The sequence below is a fragment of the Gimesia chilikensis genome (genome assembly GCF_007744075.1).
Lineage (GTDB): Bacteria > Planctomycetota > Planctomycetia > Planctomycetales > Planctomycetaceae > Gimesia > Gimesia chilikensis_A.
Map to the genome: position 1 here is coordinate 7,647,261 of NZ_CP036266.1, position 22,756 is coordinate 7,670,016.

At 52.0% G+C, this 22,756-nt stretch carries 14 protein-coding genes and 1 tRNA gene; 6 read left to right on the forward strand and 9 right to left on the reverse strand.

Features of this window, described 5'->3' with window-relative positions; genetic code table 11:
* Window positions 1-5: 5 nt before the first annotated feature.
* Window positions 6-689 carry a cytochrome c3 family protein gene (locus HG66A1_RS29060; protein WP_145192633.1) on the reverse strand — a complete coding sequence of 228 codons (684 nt, stop codon included), beginning with the start codon at window positions 687-689 and terminating at the stop codon, window positions 6-8.
* Between the two features lie 625 nt (window positions 690-1,314).
* On the opposite strand from HG66A1_RS29060, the gene HG66A1_RS29065 reads away from it, so the two are divergent.
* Window positions 1,315-2,307 carry a Gfo/Idh/MocA family protein gene (locus tag HG66A1_RS29065; RefSeq protein ID WP_145192635.1) on the forward strand — a complete coding sequence of 331 codons (993 nt, stop codon included), beginning with the start codon at window positions 1,315-1,317 and terminating at the stop codon, window positions 2,305-2,307.
* A gap of 142 nt (window positions 2,308-2,449) precedes the next feature.
* On the opposite strand, the gene infC is transcribed toward HG66A1_RS29065, so the two are convergent.
* Together infC and HG66A1_RS29075 are read right to left on the reverse strand one after the other, a co-directional pair.
* Window positions 2,450-2,983, reverse strand: a complete 534-nt coding sequence (gene infC, locus HG66A1_RS29070) for a translation initiation factor IF-3 (RefSeq protein ID WP_261343289.1) — start codon at window positions 2,981-2,983, stop codon at window positions 2,450-2,452.
* 285 nt (window positions 2,984-3,268) lie between these two features.
* Window positions 3,269-5,800: a TolC family protein gene (locus tag HG66A1_RS29075; protein WP_232106699.1), complete on the reverse strand. Its 2,532-nt coding sequence runs from the start codon at window positions 5,798-5,800 to the stop codon at window positions 3,269-3,271.
* Between the two features lie 402 nt (window positions 5,801-6,202).
* Between HG66A1_RS29075 and HG66A1_RS29080 the strand changes: the two genes are divergently transcribed.
* A complete protein-coding gene (locus HG66A1_RS29080; RefSeq protein WP_145192638.1) occupies window positions 6,203-8,266 on the forward strand; it encodes an efflux RND transporter periplasmic adaptor subunit in 2,064 nt (687 codons plus the stop codon).
* Window positions 8,267-8,276: 10 nt separating this feature from the next.
* Here the strand turns inward: HG66A1_RS29080 and HG66A1_RS29085 are convergent, their stop codons facing one another.
* Window positions 8,277-9,527, reverse strand: coding sequence for an FG-GAP repeat domain-containing protein (locus HG66A1_RS29085; protein ID WP_197996857.1), 1,251 nt, complete (start codon window positions 9,525-9,527; stop codon window positions 8,277-8,279).
* A gap of 362 nt (window positions 9,528-9,889) precedes the next feature.
* On the opposite strand from HG66A1_RS29085, the gene HG66A1_RS29090 reads away from it, so the two are divergent.
* A complete protein-coding gene (locus tag HG66A1_RS29090; protein WP_145192642.1) occupies window positions 9,890-10,330 on the forward strand; it encodes a hypothetical protein in 441 nt (146 codons plus the stop codon).
* Between the two features lie 80 nt (window positions 10,331-10,410).
* Window positions 10,411-11,523: a hypothetical protein gene (locus HG66A1_RS29095; protein ID WP_232106700.1), complete on the forward strand. Its 1,113-nt coding sequence runs from the start codon at window positions 10,411-10,413 to the stop codon at window positions 11,521-11,523.
* A gap of 21 nt (window positions 11,524-11,544) precedes the next feature.
* On the opposite strand, the gene HG66A1_RS29100 is transcribed toward HG66A1_RS29095, so the two are convergent.
* From HG66A1_RS29100 to HG66A1_RS29110, 3 genes are all read right to left on the reverse strand, one after another.
* The gene (locus tag HG66A1_RS29100) at window positions 11,545-11,907 is read right to left on the reverse strand and encodes a hypothetical protein (protein WP_145192648.1); all 363 of its coding nucleotides are present in this window, start codon (window positions 11,905-11,907) and stop codon (window positions 11,545-11,547) included.
* A gap of 11 nt (window positions 11,908-11,918) precedes the next feature.
* Window positions 11,919-12,824 (reverse strand): DUF58 domain-containing protein, encoded by a 906-nt coding sequence (locus HG66A1_RS29105; protein ID WP_228030203.1) that lies wholly within the window; start codon window positions 12,822-12,824, stop codon window positions 11,919-11,921.
* Between the two features lie 101 nt (window positions 12,825-12,925).
* The gene (locus tag HG66A1_RS29110; RefSeq protein WP_145193957.1) at window positions 12,926-13,627 is read right to left on the reverse strand and encodes a DUF1080 domain-containing protein; all 702 of its coding nucleotides are present in this window, start codon (window positions 13,625-13,627) and stop codon (window positions 12,926-12,928) included.
* 267 nt (window positions 13,628-13,894) lie between these two features.
* Here HG66A1_RS29110 and HG66A1_RS29115 point away from each other — a divergent pair, with 267 nt between their 5' ends.
* A complete protein-coding gene (locus HG66A1_RS29115) occupies window positions 13,895-15,370 on the forward strand; it encodes a sulfatase (protein WP_145192654.1) in 1,476 nt (491 codons plus the stop codon).
* A gap of 229 nt (window positions 15,371-15,599) precedes the next feature.
* Window positions 15,600-15,673, forward strand: a tRNA-Met gene (locus HG66A1_RS29120).
* A gap of 135 nt (window positions 15,674-15,808) precedes the next feature.
* On the opposite strand, the gene HG66A1_RS29125 is transcribed toward HG66A1_RS29120, so the two are convergent.
* Together HG66A1_RS29125 and HG66A1_RS29130 are read right to left on the reverse strand one after the other, a co-directional pair.
* A complete protein-coding gene (locus HG66A1_RS29125; protein ID WP_145192657.1) occupies window positions 15,809-21,088 on the reverse strand; it encodes an ATP-binding protein in 5,280 nt (1,759 codons plus the stop codon).
* A 139-nt stretch (window positions 21,089-21,227) separates the two neighbouring features.
* Window positions 21,228-22,754: a sulfatase gene (locus HG66A1_RS29130; protein WP_145192660.1), complete on the reverse strand. Its 1,527-nt coding sequence runs from the start codon at window positions 22,752-22,754 to the stop codon at window positions 21,228-21,230.
* Window positions 22,755-22,756: the final 2 nt, after the last annotated feature.

A 22,756-nucleotide genomic window follows, 5' to 3' on the forward strand; every position in this document is an offset into this window, starting at 1 on the left:
ACCCCTTAGCGGTGACACGTAGAACAATTAGTAGAAGGATTCAAATTCAATTCTTTCCGAATCTTTGCACCCACTTCTTCCGGATCCCCTTCGGGTTTCCAGTCGAGCTTCGTTACCAGCTCAGGTGGACGCAGATTCGGTTCAGGGTGCCGATGACACTCCAGACACCAGCCCATGCTCAACGGCTTAACCTGTGTGACCTTTTCCATTTTGTCAACGCGACCATGGCAGGAAACACAGCTCACACCACGACGAACGTGAGCACTATGATTGAAGTACACGTAGTCCGGCAGGTCATGCACACGACGCCACTGCATCGACTTCCCGGTCGCCTGGCTTTCCCGGATGGGAGCCAGCTTGGGGCTGGTCGAGTGGATGGCAACAGTGTTGACTACCCCGTTGGCGTCTGCACCAGAGTGGCAGTTCAGACAGGTCGCGGTGGGAGGCACAGCAGCGTGGCCGGCAACTTCAACTGTGTTGTGACAGTAGCGGCAGTCCAATTTCAGCTTACCTGCGTGCAGAGCATGACTGAAGGGGAGTGGCTGCTCGGGCTGATAACCGACGTCCGTCGTCTCCGGACTCGCCCCAAATGCAACCATACCAACGACATACAGGACTCCAATCGCCCCCAGTGCACCTAGCACTGGTACAATCGTATTTGTCCATTTTGGAAACAGAAAACGATCCATTTTTGATATACCTGACAAGACCTTTCGAGCCGGACCAACCTGAAACAGACAGAACGTGTCTTGGAGATTGATGAGTCAATCGATGGTCGCGGCGGACTTTTCAACCGGTTTGGAGAGATGATACCCCATCTATTTTCGCACAATAGATGTAAGGGGAGATGTAAGCAATCCATTCAGCGTCAGGTAGAGGAAAGTTTCTTGGAGTCGGGAGTCGTCGGATTTAAAATTCTCATTATTGGGGACAAGCCCCCGCTGCTGCATGCTAAGCCAGACAGGCATGAACCCCGCAAAATTGCAGCACGAGCCACTATAAAGGACATTTTCATCCAATTGGCGCGGCAAACCCCGTTCTCACGGCCCGGACAGATGACAGTCTCATTGTCGAGAATCGGAAAATTCCGGCGACAGTGAACGCATCACACAGTAGACGAAACCCGACCACAGCATCTGTTTACAGTGTTTTCCTCCCCAGGAATTTCAATGGATGGATTCTGCGCAGCAGGCATTCGATTCTGTTACATCTCCAGTGCCTTTACACTCCGCCGGCAATGCTGCATGATGAATACAGATTCAGCAACTCGAACACATCACACCCACTCACACTTGGACAGAGGCGACTTCGTCTATGAGTAATCGCATTCGCTGGGGCATCTTAAGCACCGCAAAAATCGGCACCGTACAGGTCATTCCCGCCATGCAGCAGGGAGAATATTGTGAGATCAGCGCGATCGCTTCCCGCACGCTCGACCAGGCCGAGCAGACTGCCGCAGAGCTGGGAATTCCCCGTGCGTACGGTTCTTACGAAGAACTGCTGGCCGACCCGGACATTGATGCGATCTACAATCCCCTGCCCAATCATCTGCATGTCCCCTGGTCCATCAAGGCCATCGAAGCGGGCAAACATGTGTTGTGCGAGAAACCAATCGGGCTCTCCTCCAGCGAGGGCCAGCAACTGGTTGACTGCGCTGCAGCGCATCCCGAACTGAAAGTGATGGAAGCCTTCATGTATCGCCACCACCCCCAGTGGCAGCTGGCCAGGAAGCTGGTAACAGACGGCACGATCGGGGAACTGCGTACGATTCAGTCATTTTTCTCTTACTTCAATGACGATCCGCAGAATATTCGTAACCAGAGTGAAATCGGTGGTGGCGGTCTGATGGACATCGGCTGCTATCCCATCTCACTCTCACGATTTATCTTTGGCGAGGAACCGCAGCGCGTCTCAGGAATCGTCGAATACGACAGTGAGTTGGGAACCGATCGCCTGGCCTCGGCCACTTTAGACTTTGGCAGAGGAACCTCCACCTTCACCTGCTCGACTCAGCTCAATCCCTATCAGCGAGTGCACATTCATGGCACACAGGGACGAGTGGAGATTGAAATTCCCTTCAATGCACCGATCGACCGCCCCTGTCGTGTCTGGCACCAGACCGGTGCTGATATCGCCGAGGTCAAACTGGATCTGTGCAATCAATACAGTATCCAGGGCGACCTGTTCTCACTGGCCATTCTCAACAACACCGCGGTGCCCACGCCACTTACCGATGCTGTCGCCAACATGAAAGTGATCGAGGCGATTGTTGAGAGCAACCGCAGCGGCGCCTGGGTAAAACCCTGATTTTCGAGCTTCGCTAAGCTGCATTCCGAGAGCAACCAGCCTGCCTGCAGATTCAGGCAGGTTGCGTACAGAGCGCGCACGCTCAGCGATGGGGAGGTCGAGGTTCGAATTTTACCGGAGAAGTACGGTCTGCCAGACAGTTCTACCTGGGAGCCAGCACCATGATCATATTCCGACCGCTGGCCATTGAGGGAGCCTGCTCCACTTTTGCCAGATCGGAAAGCTTTTCCTGGATTTCTCCGAGGATAGTTCGGCCGAGTTCGTGGTGCGCGTTTTCACGACCACGGAACATGATATTGAATTTGACCTTGTCTTTCTGCTCCAGAAACTTCCGGGCGCTTTTCAGCTTGAACTCAATGTCATGTTTGCCGATTTTCGGACGCATCCGGATTTCTTTCAGATGCACCTGATGCTGCTTGGTGTTTTTGCTGGTCTTCTTTTTACGCTCGTACTTCAGCTTCCCGTAGTCCATGATGCGACAGACGGGGGGCTTTGCGTCTGAGGCCACTTCCACCAGATCCAGGTTGGCCTCCATCGCTAACTTCAATGCTTCCGCTGTGGGGATCACTCCGAGTTGTTCCCCGTCTTGATCAATGACCCGCACCGGACTGATCCGGATCTGGTCATTAAGTCTCTGCGTTGTTTCGATTGCTTGTTTCTCCTTGTATCGAATCAAGAAATTGGTTTTGTGTCCCGCTTAGTACTTTCAAAAGTCGGGAAACACACTCTCTGACTACTGATATGAAAAAAGAACATCTCTGCAGGAGATGCCTTTGCCGCATACCAGATTCCAGTTATACATTCTGGCTAAAATATACTGTTACATCTTAAGTTATATCAATCGGCAAAAAGTGGCAAGTAACATTGATACACTATTTTATCCGAAATCGCTTCACTGGGACTGAACTTTGAACCGGTTAGGCCCTCAGTTTCAGCGGTATTTCCATCGAAAAGAGTCTGTTCATCTGTCGGATGAATCTGCCTCTTTCAGGGGAAATCGCTTAACTTCGCCCGAAAAATCCCTCAAATTCCGCTGTTGCTCAGCGGGAATCGCCACGGGCTCCCAGCGGGGGCCGGAATTCCGGTAATTTTTAAAGGGATCCTGTTCTCCCGCACGGCCACGTACCGGGAATTCCGGAATCTGGTGCTGTCGGGCTGCTCGCAGGCTCGGTTCGAACTCGACACCTGGCGAGGAGTTAAAGTTCGCTCCCAACTGAGGGGCCGGTTCCGACAGCGGAAGCGTCACAGCGGATGAATCGGCTTCCGTTCCCAGGAAAGCGGCCTTCAGTGTCGCAGATGCTTCACGTTGAGAGGGTGCCGGAGGAATGAAAGCAGTGCCATCGGGACCTGGTTGAGTTCCCTGCAGATTCTGGATGGCAGCCGCGGATTCCGCTGGTTCGCTGAAATCGATAGACTGAATTTTTTCATGCACGGGTGCTGCCGCAGATTCACTCTTCACACCAGGTACCGGCGGTGCTGGAGCCTGAGACATCGCTTCCGGAGCAGGAGCAACCGGCTCGGGTGGTGCTTCGCCCGGGGTCAGCAGCTGAGGATAAACGCCCCGCGAAATCTCACCCGTATAGAGTGGTGCTGCCGCGATGTTCCGGACACGCCCTTTCAGACGATCCCGCTCTGCTGCATCCATGTAGGCTTTCTGAGGCCAGCCCCCTTCAGCCAGGAAAATGTTGTTATACGACAGCAGCGAGCCTTTCTCAAACTGCACGTTTTTAACCGCGAGGGCATACTCGACCAGCGAACGATAGTAACTGCTGTCTGCTTCCGCCTGACGACGCTGTGCTTCCAGCAGCAGGTCCAGGGTCGCATTGTCTGATTCATAAGCCGCCTGCACCGCAGCTACTTCCTGTCGGGCCGCATGACGACGGTTGAAGGTTGTCTGCATTACAGAGTACGCCCGATCGACATCGGCGATGGCGTTACTCAGACTCTGCACCACGGTCCGTTCCTGTTCATGCAGGATCGCCCGGCTGCGTGCCAGCTGCAGTTCTGCGTTTCGCATGGCTGCATGCGCCTGCCGACGCCCCAGGGGCACAGAGAATTCCAGCCCCAGCTGCCATTCCTGTAGATTTCCATCAAACAGGGTATTCAGAGCACCTTCGTAAGGTCCGGGATTGGAACCTTCTGCCAGGAAGTTCTTACCAAAGCCACGCCAGCGATACCGGCCAATCAGGTCGAGTTCGGGCAGCAGGAAGTTTTCGTTGGCCTGCAGTTCCAGTTCATATTTTTTGATCGCCCAGCGCTGACGACGAATTTCAGGGCGACGGTCCAGCGATTCCACCAGGGTCTCTTCCCAGTCGAAGTCAACACGGGCCAGCGATGGTTCATCCGCTGGACGAATCAGTCGTCCGTCATTGATCGGAATGCCCATCAGCTTACGCAGGCGTCGTTCCGCAACATACACACCATGATTGCTCTGAAAGGTTCCGCCCTGGCTGCCGTTGTTGGTATGCGTGCCATTCAGCAATCGACCGCTGAGTGCATTTTCCACTTCGGCCTGATAACGGAAATACTGTTCGCGGGCCTGCGCTTCTTTTTCAGCTTCGCCGCCACGACGTCCATTTTCATACAACGCGTGAATCCGCCGCCAGGTTTCCAGTGCGGAATCGCGGGCCATGATTTTCGCATCGAGATCGCGATACCCGAAATACAAATCCCAGTAAGCGTTCTCAACGTCGCTCACCAGGTTACGGACGGCAATCTCGAATTCGCCGAGACTGATGTCAGTATTCATGCGGGCGATGATCACACCATTGATCACTCCCGGCGTGTTACTCGGTCCGGCCAGCTGATTGAAATCGATTCCGCCTCCCCGCAACAGCGGATGACGGAATTCCATTTCGATATTGTTCTGATAGGCGTGGGGGAACTGGTTACCGGGCGAGTTATTGGCATCGTAGTCGATGTAATCCCGCAGGGTGAATTCAGTACCGGTCATGGCACGCTTGGTCAGCTGCGCCTGGATCACCATTGCATCCTGTCGCAACAGACGGGTACCACCGCCGAAGAAGACGTTGTTCAACGCCTTGTCATTCTTTTCAAAAAACGTACTCGCTGACAGCGTGGCATCATAGGCGCTTAGTGCCGCAGGCACGCCATATCGCGGGTCCGCCTCGGTAATGGCAGGATCATATTTCGTGGTCACTGCAGCTGGCGTGTTCAATGAAACGCCACCGACATCACCCAGCACCTTGGAACTCTCCAGTGCCATCCGAACCGCTTCCTGCAACGAAAGATCCCAATAATCGGGGGTTGCAGAGCTGGCAACACTTGAAGGCGCAACTGTGCCGAGCGTGTCGCCTTCATCGATGGTATCCACATTGGGATACTCGATTTCGTGAGCGACCTGCTGGTACACTTCCTCACTGTCCACAAACTCGTCCTGGAGGGACTTGTTCATGAAACTGCTGCAGCCTGGCCCCAGTAGCGTAGGAGCTACCGCCAGCAGAAGCATCATTCGTGTCAGGAAATGGTTCATTGAATAACCCTGGTCAGTCTGGACCACGTACCAAAAAGCTTTACACTCTCTCCTCTCATCGGCTCGAAACCGGGCTGACCCAAAGCGAATTTTCATCATATTCGGAATATTCCATATAATCGGACAACCAAAAGACTCTCCCTGAACCCCCTATTCTTCGCATTCACGTCATTCACACAATCGGTGCATCTTCCAGGGTTCAGCAGCCTGCATCGATCAGCGAAGCTGCGCAATGATTTAAAGTTGTACACCAATTACTTTGGCGGCACGGTCTGCTTTTTCGCGCTCGATCCCCGCGCCGGAGAGGCAGCCGTGTTAGGATGTAGGAAACAGGGACCATTCCTGGAGCCCCCCTGTCTGCTGGTATCAGCGGCAACCTGAAACCTTTGACTCGACAAACTGATGACAACTGACGAATCCTCTTCCATCGAAAATGTCTGGCAGGAGATCGAAGAGCTCGTAATGGGGCTGGCGCAAATCTCACGTACCGAGATTTCGAGTCAGCGGTTCTATTCCGAACTGGTGGAGCGGGCCATCCAGGGTCTCAGCGCGCGAGGCGCCCTGCTCTGGATTCCGGATTCCCACAGGGATTTCGAACTCATTGAACAACAGGGGCTGAATCCCGAAACCGATCCGATACTGGGCCTCAGTCAGGAGCAGGTCCATCGACACCGGATGCTGCTCAATGAAGTCCTGCTCGAGAACGAGCCTGCCAGTATCGCTGCCGGAACCGGATTGTCGGCAGAACACCAGGGGAAGAACCCCCTCTCGGAAAATCTGATTCTCTGCCCCGTCCGCATCATGCGCGATTCGGTTGCCAGCATCGGAATCCTGGAAATCATCCATGCCGCGCCGCGCTCTTACGAGGCGCAGGAAGGTTACCTGCGGTTCATCAGCGCGCTGTGTGAAATCTCAGAAGACTTCTGTCAGCATCAACAGTTGCTCAAACTCCAGGAACTGGAAACGCTCTGGGAAGAGTTCGAACGATTCTCCGAACACGTGCATCTGCACCTGGATACGCAACAGACGGCCTACATCATTGCCAATGAAGGGCGGCTGCTCATCAACTGCGACCGGGTCTCGGTACTGCAACGGAGCGGTTCTACCTATCGGCTGCTGGCCGCCAGTGGGGTCGAGAGTATTGAACGCCGCTCCGAATCGGTGCAACGACTGGAAACACTCGTCAATCGTATTCAGGCTTTGAATCGACCTTACTGGAACTGGGAAGCGGATCAGAACTATCCTCCGCAGATCACCGAACCGCTGCACGCTTATCTGGACCTGGCGGCCTCCCGTTCGCTGATGATTTTCCCGTTGAAACACATCACCCAGGAATCAACAGAACCTGTTAATAACACCCGACTGCATGACCAGAGCAGCCCCGCGGAACAGACGATTGGGGCGATCGTCGTCGAACAGTTTCACGAAGCAAGTGCCGGACAGACTTTTCTCGATCGTTCCCTGGCGGTAGCGCGGCACGGGGGAACGGCCCTCTATAATGCGCTACAGTATGAAAGCTTTCCTTTCTTTCCCGTACTTAAATTCTGGTCGCATTCGCCGGTTCGCAAACGACAACTGACCTGGCGGAAACTGGCGACTGCCGGCGTGGTACTGGCCGTGATCACAGCCCTGCTGATCCTGATCCGTGCTGACTTCACGATTGAAGGAACCGGCACTCTTCAACCCGTCGATCAACAGAACATCTTCGCAACCGCTGATGGCATTGTCGATCAGATCCTCGTTCAACAGGGAGACGAAGTCACTCAAGATCAGACACTGCTCACGCTGCGTGACTCGGAACTGGAACTCGAATCCAGTCGCGTGCGGGGTGAGATCCAGACGGTCCAGAAACGGCTCGCCGTAATTCAGGCGGCACGCCTCGAACTCAATCCGACCGACGCTGACGCTCTGCAACGGGCCAACCGCCTGACTGCGGAACAGGAAGAACTCAACGAACGACTCAAAAGTCTGACCGAACAGCGGACACTGCTGAAGAATCAACAGGATGCCCTGCTGCTCAAAAGCCCGATCGCGGGAGAGGTCCTTACCTGGGATCTGCAGGAGAAACTATTGGCCCGCCCGGTCCAGCGGGGACAACGTCTGCTCACCGTGGCTCACCTGGCCGGCCCCTGGGAACTGAAAATGCAAGTGCCCGACTCTGAAGTGGGACACGTTCTGGAAGCGCAACGTCGAAGCGAGACGCCCCTCAATGTCTCCTTCTTATTACTGACAGATCCGGATCAGACTTATACCGGCACCATTCAGTCCATCGCAGCCACTGCGGAACCTGACCAGGAAGGGACCCCCGCCGTGCAGATCACGGTCAAGCTGGATCGTGAATCGATCAAGGGGCTGCGGCCGGGGGCATCGGTACTCCCTCAGATCGACTGCGGTCAACGCTCTTTGGGCTATGTCTGGCTCAGGCGGTTATGGGAAACCGTTCAACGGGAACTCTTCCTGTTCTGAACTGTATTCCTTATTTCTGGCCCGGGTTTTCATACCAGAACAATCCGAGCCCGCGTTTCTTGTGTCTTTCTTCACAGCAGAGCACATCCAGATCGCCGTCGGCGTCGAGGTCCAGCAGTTCGATGCGATCATACTTAATTCCTTGGGGACCGCTGATTTCCCGTGACTCCCAGTTAAACTGATCTCCGTCGCGAGAACCGCGGAGCCAGAACATTCCGGACCTGGGTGGCTCGGCATGTTCACAACTGAGGACCAGGTCCAGTTGACCGTCCCTGTCCAGATCTCCTACGGCAACTCCCTTTCCGCCACCCGTGTTTTGGGGATAAGGAATGACGCGGTGATCCCATTTCAGGCCACTCTGATCCAGGCGACGGTACCAGTGCACTTCATCGGGAGCCCGCGAAACCACCAGAATATCCTGCAGGCCATCCTGATCGAGGTCCGCCAGATGGGCAAACATCACTTCGCGATCCTGACCGCCGACCCAGTGATTTTTCCACGGCTCCCCTTTGGAGCTGACGGAACCCGGATTCTCGAGCCAGCGGCATCCGCGGTGCTTCCCTTTGCGATCCGTGGTTAACAGGTCCTGATCACCATCGCCGTCCATGTCGACGGCATAGAGAGACATGATCCAGCCCGCCGGGGAAAGAGGATGCCATTGATAGGACGAGAGATCCCGCGGTTCGCTGGTACATTCAAACCAGCCAATCTCGGCCCCCGGCCCTTTACCGGCTGCCACCAGGACTTCCCCTCCGCTTGCATCCTGGCCCAGTTTCGCGGGGATCGCGAACATCCACATCATGCGATCTTTCGAGGCGGGGATTACAGCCTGCTCCCAGGTGTTTTCAAACGGTTTAGCTTCAGGCGTCCAGTGCACGAAGACGGACCGCGTTTTCCCTTCACTACAACTGACGACCGCCCGGCTGGTGCCTTTGTGCTCGAGATCGATCCAGGCAGCGTCTTCCACCTGAGGTGTTTTACCAACGGTCACCGCTGGCCAGGTCGCTTTCACCTTATCAGGTCCCGGATTGCGGTAGATGCGGGTGATGCCCCCCTCTTCCCAGCCGGTGGTCAGGTCTAATAGACCGTCGCCGTCTATATCATACAGTTTCACACCGTCCGCACCGCGGGAAGAGTCGTCGATGATATGGATCTGCCAGGGAGTACCGCGGTCCGGCTCCTCCGCCTGCAATGGATGCCCCAGAAGCCAGAAGCCCAGCAGGCAGATCAGGTTCGCGTGTTTTTGTATCAGCGTGTACATGTACATTCTCCCTTTTGATCCCGGTTGAACTGCGACATTAAGGTGCACCGTCTCTCCAGTATCCTGCCTGCGGACTCAAATCTCAAGATTGCTTCGTATGGCAAGGAGTTCTCCGAAAAAACTGCTCAGTTTTGTTGCATTTCCCTCTATTATTACAGTGTTTCCTACCCATTCAGGCAGTCTCTGCCGGAGTGCACCTGCAATACCACGATAACCGGATCATTCCGAACAATCGATAAAGTTTCGCGTCTGCCCCAGCCGATCATCCTTAGGTACAGGCGATTGTACGACTGATGAACAGCTTCATCAGAATGGTGGTGACCATGGATGGTCACGCTTTAATGGGGGGGAGGATACCACGAATGCGCGCAGCATTTGTCTGCATCGTCCTGGCACAGCCAATCCTGTTTTGCTCAGGTTGTCAGTGTTTCAGGGCCAGCAATCTCTATTATAACCTGATCGACGATGTCAGTGACACGCAGCTGTATGCGGATCGATTCTACCGTCCCACCTGGGACCTGACTCGCATCGGCAAGCCAGACTGGTGTCGCTCGCGATTCAACCGCTGGTGGTGCAAATGCTGCTCTGACTGCCGACCGGAATACTACTACTCCGCTGAGGCCCGCACGGAATACAGCCGTCCTCAGCAGGACATCAGTGACGAATCGGTCGATGACCTGGTCCCTCTTCCTGAGCCAGCCACGTTTGTGCCCCCCGATCCCTACCCCAATGGAATCGACAGCACGCCCGTGGCAGAGGATGGCCCCGAGCTAGCCCCCGCCGCAAGTGCGCCCGTTGACTGACATGTTCAGTCTGAATCCAGCGCAAAACCAGACCCATAATCAGCGGACAGCGGAAAGAGACAGGTCACACTATGATCAAAATGGACAAGACACAATTCATACAGCGACTGACGATTCTGGTACTGACCGTAACGACCAGCATCACAGCTCCTGCTGCATTTGTCTCCGCCCAGGATACACCCGCCAACCAACGCGATGGCCAGAGCCCGGCCCTGACGAAGTCAGCTGCCGATCAATATCTGTTAAAAGACGATGATCGGCAGCTGACGGAATTCGAACGGGAAAACCGCAGACAGGACGAACCTCTGCCCATTCCCAGCGAAGAAGAACTGATTCAAGAGTTATCCAAGGGATCTTCGGCCCGCAGCGCCCGGAAAGCCTGCCTGGCCAGTCTGCCCCTGGATAAGATGACGCCCGCCAACCGTACAAATGCCGAATACGTGCTGAAAGACATCAGCATGTTTCGCACACTGCCCAAGATCCACCTGGATGTGAACCACTCGGCGTACGCTTATTTCATTGCCCACCCCGATGTGGTCGTAAGTATCTGGCGACAGATGCAGCTTTCCGAATTCAAGATGTGGCAAACCGGTCCGTATTCGTATGAAGTCGATGCCGGCGACGGCACAGTGGGTACGCTGGATGTCATTTATCAGACCCCTGCCGAGTCGATCGTAGTCTGCTCGGGAGTCTATAAAAGTCCGTTACTTGCCAAGCCGATTTCAGCCAGAGCCCTGCTCCACCTGCAGACCGAATATTATCCGGGTAAGGATGAGAAGCGGGATTCCATCTCGCATCAGGTGACGATGTATGTTTCGTTTCCTTCACAGACGGTGGAAGTCGCTGCCAAAATTCTGGCCCCGGTCAGTAATGCGATTCTGGACCGCAACTTCAAGGAAGTTTCCATCTTCCTGCACATGATGACGCTGGCCATGGAACGCCAGCCCGGCTGGGTCGAACGCCTGGCGGGTAACCTGGAAGGGGTCCTGCCCATCCGTCGTCCGCAGTTGCTCAAAGTAGCAGCCCGGGTCTACATCGACGGTAAACAGCGGGAGAATCCCGAAGCACTGCGTCGTCGCCTGCAGCGGCCACAGCCGATCGATCCGGTCTCACAGACCAGCGGTCAGGCTCCTCGCAAGCTGTCCAGCGACCTGCAGGTTCAGCCGATCAGTCGCGCTCAAAGCCCGAATTAAATCAGCATGTCCTCCGCGTGTTTAATACCGCGGAGGACGTCTTTTTTTATTACGGGGTCTGAGCACAAAACCGATAATGCCGAAGAACAGCACCAGCGGAATCGCGACTTTGGGTCTGGTCGCAAATAAGACGATTGTCACCGCTACCGCGACGAACAGCCACGGAGGCACATTCGCCCAGGCCGCATCGCGGTCCTTAGTCGGCAGTGCCAGCCAGAAGGCCAGCATCAGCAGCCCCACCCGCATGAAGGCGCCCGTGACAATATCCTGTTGCGCAAATAGGTCCTGCGCAGCGAACCAGTAGAGGTAGCCGGCGACTCCCAGGCAGGCCAGAGCGATAATGCCTACGAGGGTGCGGTTGATCGGAATTTTTTCACCAGCCATACAATACTCGTCTACTTGCGTCCGGGGCGGGTGCGCTGATTGAGGAATGCCCCCAGCGCCAGATGATAGGGGTCGGTCGTGCGAAACTTGAGATAATCCACGTGCACCGAGCCGCACTGCCGGGCCAGTGTCGCACAGAATTCCTGGTACTGCTCCAGGTAGCGGGCCCGCAGCTGATGCGGGTCGACCAGTTGATGATGCCCCCGCAACTCGAGGCTGCGGAACTGGGTCGGCTTGCTGAAGGGGAACTCTTCCTCTTCCGGTGCGACGACCTGGAACAGCAGCACTTCATGCCGATCGTGGCGGAGCTGTTTGAGGGTGGTCGTCAGTGCCTCGGGTTCATCGAAACAGTCGGAGATCAACACGACCAGACTGCGGCGTTTGATCAGCGGCTGCACTTCGGACAGGACGGTCGAGATCGCGGTTTCGTGTCGCGGTTTCGCATTCTCCAGGATCTCCAGCATCTGACCAAAATTCTTCGGATTGGCTGAAGGCTGAATGAAGTCGCGGCGTTTGCTGTCGAAGGTGATCAAGCCTACCGCGTCGCGCTGACTGAGCAGCAGGTAACCCAGTGCTGCCGCCAGTTGTTTCGCATAGTCGAACTTGCTGAGCGTCTTGCCGGCATATGCCATGCTGCCCGAACAGTCGAGCAGCAGGTAACAGCGGAGGTTGGTCTCTTCTTCGAATTCCTTGACGTAATACTTCCCGGTCTTGCCGTAGGCCCGCCAGTCGATATGACGGATTTCGTCGCCCGGGTAATACTGCCGATGCTCCACGAATTCAACGCTGGCTCCTTTGAAGGGACTTTTGTGCTGTCCCATCATGAAACCTTCCACGACGAGCCGGGTGACAACGTCGAGTTTGCCAAACCGGGCCAGTGCGGTGGGGTCTGAAAGTGGCGCGTCCTTTGACAGCATATCGTGAAGTTTCGTAAGAAAGTAATCCGCAGTAAGACAGAAAGCACAGAGAGCATGCTCCCTGCGCTTTCCCATGGTATCAGGATTGATCTCTCAGATCACTAATCCAGTTCTTTGATAAACACATTGCGGAAATAAAGTGTGTTGCCATGATTCTGCAACTCGATCTGTCCGGTTTCGTAGATCGGCTTGTCCCGCTCCCAGTAGTTTTCCAGCGGAGTGTCGTCGACGACGAGTTTACCGTTGAGCCAGACGCTGACCTTTTCGCCGACCATTTTAATGCGGAAGGTGTTCCATTCGCCCACCGGGTTATCGGCGGTCAGCAGTGGTTTGCTGGGGTTCTTTTTGTTGTTGTAGAGTCCGCCGGAACCGACGCCACCTGCGGCTTTCACAGCCGGATCCCAGATCTGCACCTGTGGCGAACCACGCAGATAGATACCGCTGTCGCCGTCTTTCTTGATCTTCCAATCGACCAGCATTTCGAAGTCGCCGTAATCTTTGGCGGTGCACAGGCTCTGACCTTTACCATCGAAGACGATGATGCCATCCACGACCTTCCAGTGCTCGTTCATGCTCTCGTCGGCTTTTTTCTGAGCTTCGGCCAGTTCTTCAGGGCTCATCTTGGCCCGTGTTTTGGGGTTGCCCACCAGGCCTTTCCAGCCGGTCAGGTCTTTGCCGTTGAAGAGTTGCTTGAAACCTTCCGGAGGCTGATTCAGTTTAGCTTCTTCGGCTTCCGCCAGGTTGAGCGAAGTCACGGCCAGCAGCAGAGCCAGCAGCAATGTGGTGCGTTTCCAGGTGATCATAGTCGTAACCTTCATTCTGTTGTTAACCAGGGGGGAGTCCTGCATGGAAACAGGACAGGTGGTATGAGTCGTGAATTTCTTAATTATCGAAAGGAACTTCCCCGCTCGCAAGCCAGTCCTCGCGGATTTCGCTGCATTCGCATAAACTCCCTGCCGGGACAATTGTCGATTTGCGATTGGTCTGCACCGCCATTAGAATGAATGGAATCCTAACCAGACATCAATCATCCGATTCCCGCCTTTCCCGCTCTCAGAAGAAAGAACATCATGAATCGCTGTCTTTACGCAATGCTCTGCCTGCTGCTGGTCTGTGTTTCAGTCACACCAGCGTCCGCTGCTCCGCAACAGAAAAATGTGCTTGTAATCGTGGTCGACGACCAGGGTTTTCAGGCCGGCTGTTACGGTAATAAAGTCATCAAAACGCCGGGCATCGACATGCTGGCCGAATCAGGAACCCGCTTCACCCGGGCCCACTGCACGACCGCCAGTTGTTCCGCCAGTCGTTCCGTGATCATGACGGGCCTGTATAACCACGCGACCGGTCACTACGGACACGCTCACAGCTACAACCACTTCAGCACTTACACTACGGTGAAGTCGCTGCCCATCATTCTGGAAGAAGCCGGCTACCGGACCTGCTCAATCGGAAAATATCATCTGGCTCCCGAATACGTTTATCATTTCCAGGAGTATCGTAATAAAGGCATCCAGGGAAATCGCAACTCCGCAAAGATGGCGGCGAACGCGAAAGAGTGGATCACCGAAGACGACGACCGTCCTTTCTTCCTCTACTACTGCAGCAGCGATCCCCACCGTGGCGGCGGCCCCGATGGTTACTCCAACTTCAATGATGATCCCGATCACTACCCCGGCGTAACGCCGATCACATACAAGCCCGAACAGATTGTCGTGCCACCGTGGCTGCCCAATCATCAGGAAGTCAAAGAGGAACTGGCTGAGTACTACCAGGCGATTTCCCGTCTCGACCAGGGTGTGGTCTCACTGATCAATACACTCAAAGAGACCGGCCACTGGGAAGACACGCTGGTCATGTTCCTCAGCGATAACGGACCTCCCTTCCCCGGCGCGAAAACGAACCTTTATCAGCCGGGCATGAACCTGCCGCTGATCGTGCGGGATCCGACACAGGAAAAAAAGGGCATCACTACCGATGCCCTCGTCACCTGGGCCGACCTCGTGCCGACGATTCTGGATTACTGTGAAGTCACTCCCAAGCCGGTTCCCCCGATCCGTCCCACCGAAAATAACGGCAAGCGGACCACGGGTCGCGGCAAACCCGTGCCTTACAAATTCCACGGTCGCTCATTCCGCAGTGCCTTGAGTAAGGAACACGCGCCCGACTACGACGAACATTACGCTTCACACACGTTCCATGAGATCACGATGTATTACCCGATGCGGGTCATCATCAGCGGCAAGTACAAGTACATCTTCAACATCGCACACGAACTTCCCTACCCGTTCGCCTCCGATTTATATCGGTCCCCCACGTGGCAGGGCGTGCTCAAGCGGGGTGATAAGATGTACGGGCAGCGGACGGTCTATGCTTACCTGAACCGTCCCCGCCACGAACTGTACGATCTGGTCGCCGATCCCTACGAAGGCAAGAACCTGGCCTTCGAGCCGGAGCACCAGGAAACGCTGGAAAAACTGCAGAAAAAGCTGAAAGCCTGGCAGGAAAAGACGAAGGATCCCTGGGTGCTGAAGTGGGAATACGAGTGATTTCCGGGCCAAAACCGGCGTTTTTCACGGACTTCCCATCGATTTTTGTGAAAATGAACAAAGTTACTCGACGTCAGCAGACGATGTGTCTATAATGCTCTAACTCGGTAACGATATTCCGTTACTGTAGTTAGGGCTTATAACTGGACAGACGCCGTTGAAAACCAGCGAAGTCAGTCTGTTCATCTGCTCTCAAATAAGCAATTTCAGTCCTTCACAGGACCCATAACGCGGGGTGGAGCAGCCCGGTAGCTCGCGAGGCTCATAACCTCGAGGTCGCAGGTTCGAATCCTGTCCCCGCCACTTAGATACCCCGATGCAGTGACATTGTCGCCGCATCGGGGTTTTCTTTTGCGCCTGGCTTAGTCCTCGATTACTTATTCCTAATCATCCCCTTACTTTCATCTAAGCCCTAATCTTGCTTTTCGTGCAGTTTACTTAACGCGACCTACTCATCCTATCTTGTAATTCCATTGCCCTTGGGATTTGCCTATCTAACATTGTTTTAAGAATTGTCGTGAAGTCCTGGCGGATCCTTGCATCATTCTTTATGAGCCGAGAGTTTTCTTTCCAATCGTACTCCAAAAGATCTAAAAGTGATCGCTCAAGATAGTAGTAATCCTGCCAGTGCGACTCTTTAAAATCACTGGCTGCCTGAGCCAAAGTCTTAATGCCATCACGCAAATGATCTTCTGCAGATGGATATGTTAGAAATTTGGCAAAGTAACTCGACGCTTCAGGGTGAGGTAAATACTCATCTGTCCATTTGTCAAATTCGGGTTTCATTCCTTTGATAAAAGGGCGAAATTTCACATCTTCGAAGTAACCATATCCAAAACTACTAAATCCCATCAGATGTCGAAACAATTCATCATCCGAATGGTGTGACCGGACTTTTGAATGTCTCCAGTTTTCACAGGACCAAGCAAAGTCGATCATTTTCTTCCACTCATCAAAAAACATCTCTTCGCGGCCTGGGACTTTTAATCCGTGAACAAACCAAGCCGATATAAATGAGTCGACCCAGTTCACTCGGTCTAATCCAAATGATAGAATTGGCTCCCACAACTTTGGGGCATTCTCACTTTGTTTAAGCTTGGGAATTACAGTTGCAATTAGATCGAATATCCATGTATCCCCATGGGTAGGTGAAACAAAAAAAGAACCATGTCCCTCATTATCAAGCAGTGCCTCATCAATTCCTCCGAGAGGTCGCAGGAATCCATGCAAAATATTCTCAATAGTAGCCACCCACTTGATCCGACTCTTTGCATCAGTTTCTAATTCGATTTTTTCGAGCCAACTGAACCCTGCTTGAATATGTTCTGTTTCGAATCCACGACCACGTTGAATTCTCTTCTCTATAAATGTTATAGATTCTTCTGGATAAGGCTCACCACTTGTTATTTCATGCTGTTTACTAACCATGTCTAAAATGTATTTGTGCGATTCATTTGCAATATTACATAACAATGGTATTTCAGCAGGGATCAATGTTTTAACAAACTGATCAACCTGATCATTAAATATGGGAATAACATCATACTCAACATCAGGACAGTTCCAGATAGTGTTACCTCCGCGTGTCACTTCCCTTACATTTCGAATTCCAGAAGAGGCCATAATAATGTATTGAAGTCTTATAAAGTCCTCTTTTAATTCTGAGCGGACTTCAAAAGCAGACGACATCAGATCTTTAATAACAGAATAGTTATAAGAGAGTGCAAATTCTGCACAGAGTGAGCGACAACCTTCAAGTAATGGTTCTTCCACAAGTAGTTGTGGCAAGATCATCGCAACGAAATTATTCCAATAATAGTTAGTGTCAGAGATAGCGACGTGAGTCTCGGGGCGTATTGGCCGATCACGGAGTACCTCTCCCAACTGTTCCCAACACCATCTTTCACGATAGGTTTCTTCTTCGAGCCATCCCCGATGCAAAATAAAGAGAACTGCGACACCTCCGATAATGGCATGTTCTGGTACCTCTCCCCGATCTCTTATTTGATCTGCATCACTACTAAATTTTTGAAGTTGTTCCCAAAAAGATTCCAGGTCATCATGATTTAATACTTCACCTTCATCTAATAATTTCCTGCATCTAATTGGAATGTTCAGGGTATCCATATTTTGCTGAATTATTTTTCTTTCTTCGGCAAGCCTTAGTGTCCTCTCTTCAGGCTCCACAAATTCCAACACCATCCCATTCTCTATCTCTCGAGCTGTCCATTTTTGTTTATCAAATTGGAGAGCGATTCTTTCTAGATACTCAGCGTGCTCAGAATCGCTATCTCGAGCAAGTTGTTCACTCCATTCAGTCTGAATTTTGTTCATTAATAATGAAAACTCCTGGTCAGTCATGAAGAGCTTGAGGAGGACATTACCAAGAGTCGTTTTCCGATGCTCCATTTTGTGCCATTCAAGGACCTGATTGTAAATGGACTCTCCCCAGCGAACCCAACCCATCATTGTCAATCCGAGGATTTGTTCTCCCCCCTTGATTCTATATTGCTCTTCCCATACCTGAAGTTCCCAAACTGGCACGAGATCCTTCAATGAATCTTTGAAAAGCGTTGGATGTTTGCGCCCTACCGAAACAATCACTCCTAGGAGTGCAGTACTTTGTGAGGTCTGAATTACTTGTTTAAGAGCTGGTTTAATTGGACCATCAAGTTCAAGACAACAATAAAGCCAGTATTCCAATGCCATGAGTGCTGGCACAATGATATTGGGGGCATTTACGAAATCTCGATACCAAAAATAGTTGTCAAACCCTCCGAAATATTCAATTTCTTCTCCATTGACTGAGGCACAAACTGGTGGGGGAGGATCTTCTCTATTATCAATCCATCTCTGTGTCACGAAATTTGTGAGAGTCACAATCATATCGATTGCTTTTTCCCAATTGATCTGAAGAAACAGCAAGAAGGGGCCATGAAAATACATAGCATCATTCCAGTCTGGTTCTGTTACTACATGCAAAAATTCATTGATCTCACAACCAAAATAATCAGGATGGTTCATTTTTGGTAACGGTTCTCTAATCAACAGGGCCAGAAGAACTTCCTTCCCAACCTCTGGATGGACTTCGAATAAATACTGAAGTGGGTCGTCAGAACCCAAAAACCCATTATGTACATTCCGATTAACAGACCTGAGTGGACCATCCGGCCATGGATCTGCGAGGGGCCCACTTCTCGGATTTATAAGTGAAGAGACTTCATCCTCTTCATTTAGCTCTTCTTCCTCCAGACCATCCTCATCAGTAAACAGTGAACTATCTCGCCGTTCCACTAATGAAAGTGCAAGTTCAGCAACTTGATCCGTATAAACAGGAGAAGCAGTCAGTAATCGAGCGAATACTTTCTCACTTAAATCCCCATCATAATCCCACCACTCTTTTGTTTTTCTTTCAGCTAGAATGTGTGCCGTTGCATCAAGAAGAATCTGAGCCGCTTCATCACGAAAGGGCCATTTCTGAGCTGAATGTTTTAGCCATAAGTCAGCTATTTCCGTAATCTGGTCTGTTGATAGACATATCGCTTCAGCTCTGTTTTTAAACAGGACCTTAAGCACTGAGGTCCAAAGTGGCCAGAAAGGATAGCGGCGGATTGCTGCAATAGCAGCATCATCTGATATGTTCGAAAACTTCGGGTCTGGTAAAGTAGCGACATGCAAGAATCGACTCAATAGTCGCTTAAGGAGCATTCCCTCTAATTCACAAAGTGACGGCCAGACAATTTCTAATTGGACTTCCGCATTAGCTGCAAATACAACTGATTCGAGGATTAGATCACTTTCAACTGTGTGCTTATTGTTCAATGACAAATCGGAGATCAGTTCCCGCCATTGTTCTGTGTCATATGATTTATTCTCAAGCAGCCGGAGTCCATACAAGCGGATCGCACGGTGCCAATGCGGATTGTGGACTTTTTCCTGGATAAGAGGTGTAACATCATGTTGGTGACTGAGTAATAATCGAGTTCTCGCCCAATCTCCTAACAGATCGTGTTCAAATCCGAATCTTTCATCTCGACTCCAGATAACCTGATCTGTAATCAAACCTGACGAAAGCCGACATTCATCACTTTCAAATTCAGTTACTGGCACAGCAGAAAGAAACTTATCTGCTTCAACGCAGGCTAGTTTCTGAATAAAGCGAGATCGCGCCGAACCATCATTCCCGTTGTGAATAATCTGTTCCCAATACCATTCGAGAATATCTGTTTCACCAATCCAAGACGCAGCCTGAGTCTCATCGCGTATATTTGAAAGAACCAAGTCAAGAATTTTGAGATTTGCAAATATAGGATACAGATGGGGTCGTTGCAGTATTGCTAACAGGTCAGGAAAATTCGTAGCAATTTCAGTTCGATGATTACTAAACTGAAATTCAATTGACTTGATTTTAACATCAAGAGCTTTACCGAACTCTCGTTGAAGAGTCCGAAAAGTTTTTTCCCAGAAATCAATGACACAAGTAAATATGAATGACCATGCTGATTCATCTGAATCAATTTTTGCATGTCGTAATAGTGTAGCAAGGTTTTCTAATCCAGTTTGATCTAGTCTTTCAAATCCATCGACAATAATGACACCGTTACTACTTGTCGATTGGGCAACCAATTCTGGTAAACTGTATTGAAGTCCAAGATCTGAAAACAGAACTGAAACATTATTGGAATTGAGTATGGATGGTGAAAGCCATATTGCGTGAAAATTTTCAGCGATACTGGATGCAATCTGTTTTGCAATCACCGTTTTTCCGGAACCACTTTTTCCAACCAAAGCTGATATCGGCTGCGGAATTTTTAATTCTTCTACACTGCTATAAGAAAGAAATAGTTTTCCGGCCAACTTCTCTCGCACACGTTCAGTCTGAATACGGAACTCATTGTTGAGCTTAGCCCAATCAGATACGTAATTAGGAAATTCATTGAGCAAATATTTATTTCGTAGTCGATCAGCTAACTGAGATCGTGTCAAATCTCCACCAGACGTAGCAAACCTTCGCGCGATGTCCTTTAGATGAGTCCAAAGCGAAGCAGCTTCGCCCATCCCACCGTCTCGTAGCAATTCGTTGCATCTTGAAATACATTCATTCTCATCAGTAGACGGCTCGCTTGAAAAATCAAACTGTATATGGCGAAGTCTCTTTAGGAGGTTGGCTGTGTCTGTAGACGTTTTGTTTAAATCAACACCTTTGGGGCAATGGAGACTTTTAAATATAGCTCGTTCTATATCGTTAGAATATTTGGGAGTTAAGATTCGATTAGCAAATTCTGCTGCATCTGCGTCAATTGCTTTCGTTAGAAGTCCATCCCAGCCTGTTTTCACTGATTGATCCACCAATGCAGTTGCGAGAGCAAGATAATCTCGCTCAATGTTGAACACATCTGTTTCAACATGCAGGCTTTGCTCCCAGATGGCCTCGTTAAAGTCTTCTGGAAATCCGTTGCTCGTGAGCTGCTTATTACTCTTTACGGAGATCGCCAAGACATTCTTTTCACCATCGCTAGCTTGGAGAAAGAGTACAAGATCGTCAAGAAACCAACCCTCGACTCGCTTTTGAAATCGAACTGATTCTATTTGCCCAGCTTCGACATGAAGTGGATGGAGACCAGATAGCATTTTCAATAGGAAAGAAGCTGATACTTTATCTTCGAAAGTATATCCACCTCCTCCTTCTTGTTTGGGAGTAGCTACTTTTTTAGCCATCTTTCACTTCTTGAACGCGTAACATAGAACTTAATTCAAAACTCACATCCACACCATATAACAAATTAGTGCACATATTTCTATTGCAATAAATATTTAACACTTCTTACTCCTGTGCCAAGACAGCATATTCAGAAGCTTATGGCTTTCTTTTTCCAAGTCTAGAGTTCCGAGGAAGTGGCTCGGGATAGTTGGCGAGGATCTGTTTGAGTGACTCCACTACCGCCGGTTGTTCCTGGACCAGGTTGCGTGTTTCTAACGGGTCGGTCTGGTAGTCGTAGAGTTCGTACTCGGCGGGGGCGCTCGGATTTTTGTAAGGCTTCCATTCCACCAGTCGATAACGTTCGGTGCGGATGGCGCGGCCCAGTTTCTGTTTGGGATAGGCGTGATAAGCGTGGTTCCTCACGCGGGCCCCGGAATTCTTCAGGACCGGAACCAGGCTGACGCCGTCGAGGGGCTGGGGCACCTTGGCAGTCGGGAGGCCGGCGAGTTCGGCCAGTGTGGGAAAGAGGTCCACGCTTTCGGCGAGCTGCTGTGTGGCTGAGCCGGGCTGTGTGACTCCGGGAGCTGTGATGAGAATCGGGATGCGGTTGGCCTGTTCGTAGTTCGTGTGCTTGGTCCAGATGCCCAGGTCGCCGAGGTGAAAACCGTGATCGCCCCACAAGACGACGATCGTGTTCTCGGCCAGTCCCAGGCGGTTGAGTTCGTCTAGTACCTTGCCAATCTGGGCGTCGACGAAACTGGTGCTCGCGTAATAGCCGTGAATCAACTGGCGTTTGAGGTCTTCGCTGAACCTGGCATTCCTGTCGGTCGGCACGGGACTGTAATTGGTGATCTCGCCACCTCGCTTGCCGGCCACTTTCGGGGCATTCGCGGGGAGTTCTTCATACTGAGGCAGCGGTAGTTCGGACGGATCGTAGAGGTCCCAGTACTTCTTTGGTGCGCTGAAGGGCAGATGCGGACGGGCAAAGCCGGCGACGATGAAGAACGGCGTCTCCTCCTGTTTGCGTCGTTTCTGGGCGGCCTGGAGCCGCTTGACCGTTTCCGCGGCGACGCGGCCGTCGGCGTATTTAATGTCCGCCACATCCGGTGCTTCAAAGGCGGCGCCGCGGGGGAGCGACTTAATGCGATCGAGGTGCTGATTGGTGAAGTAGGCTTCTTCGCGGGTGAGCTTTCCCCCCTGGGTGCTGGCGGGGTCGAGGTATTCGATCACCTTGTCATGGAAATGCGGCACGCTGAAAGAAGCGGGATCGCCGTGGTTGCCGTGCCCGATGTGAAAGACTTTGCCGAGAGACTCCGTGCGGTAACCGCCGTGCTGCGCGAAGTATTGCGGCAGAGTGACGGCGTCGGGAACGATCTCGCGGAGCTGACTGCCCAGCCCGTATAAGCCGGTCGATGTGGAGTGTGCGCCGAGCATGAGGGTGAACCGCGAGGGCGCACAGACGGCGTGGTTACAGTAGGCCCGTTCGAAGCGCATACCGCGAGCGGCAAGGGCATCGATGTTCGGAGTCTGTGCGATCGGATCGCCGTAACAGCCTAGTGCGGGCTTCAGGTCATCGACGAGGATCAGCAGCACATTGGGACGCTCGGCAGCCGAGGCACTCCCGCTCAGTAGAAGAATCAAGCATGTTATTAAGATGAAATGCACGCGGCGCAGCGAATTCATCT

Bases quoted from the DNA above. Each gene is read 5' to 3' on its own strand.
- HG66A1_RS29100 (WP_145192648.1), bottom strand. From the start codon at position 11,907: ATGGCTGGTGAAAAAATTCCGATCAACCGCACCCTCGTAGGCATTATC.
- HG66A1_RS29060 (WP_145192633.1), bottom strand. From the start codon at position 689: ATGGATCGTTTTCTGTTTCCAAAATGGACAAATACGATTGTACCAGTG.
- HG66A1_RS29085 (WP_197996857.1), bottom strand. From the start codon at position 9,527: ATGTACACGCTGATACAAAAACACGCGAACCTGATCTGCCTGCTGGGC.
- HG66A1_RS29075 (WP_232106699.1), bottom strand. From the start codon at position 5,800: ATGAACCATTTCCTGACACGAATGATGCTTCTGCTGGCGGTAGCTCCT.
- HG66A1_RS29105 (WP_228030203.1), bottom strand. From the start codon at position 12,824: ATGCTGTCAAAGGACGCGCCACTTTCAGACCCCACCGCACTGGCCCGG.
- HG66A1_RS29065 (WP_145192635.1), top strand. From the start codon at position 1,315: ATGAGTAATCGCATTCGCTGGGGCATCTTAAGCACCGCAAAAATCGGC.
- HG66A1_RS29115 (WP_145192654.1), top strand. From the start codon at position 13,895: ATGAATCGCTGTCTTTACGCAATGCTCTGCCTGCTGCTGGTCTGTGTT.
- HG66A1_RS29095 (WP_232106700.1), top strand. From the start codon at position 10,411: ATGGACAAGACACAATTCATACAGCGACTGACGATTCTGGTACTGACC.
- HG66A1_RS29080 (WP_145192638.1), top strand. From the start codon at position 6,203: ATGACAACTGACGAATCCTCTTCCATCGAAAATGTCTGGCAGGAGATC.
- HG66A1_RS29090 (WP_145192642.1), top strand. From the start codon at position 9,890: ATGCGCGCAGCATTTGTCTGCATCGTCCTGGCACAGCCAATCCTGTTT.
- HG66A1_RS29130 (WP_145192660.1), bottom strand. From the start codon at position 22,754: ATGAATTCGCTGCGCCGCGTGCATTTCATCTTAATAACATGCTTGATT.
- HG66A1_RS29125 (WP_145192657.1), bottom strand. From the start codon at position 21,088: ATGGCTAAAAAAGTAGCTACTCCCAAACAAGAAGGAGGAGGTGGATAT.
- HG66A1_RS29110 (WP_145193957.1), bottom strand. From the start codon at position 13,627: ATGATCACCTGGAAACGCACCACATTGCTGCTGGCTCTGCTGCTGGCC.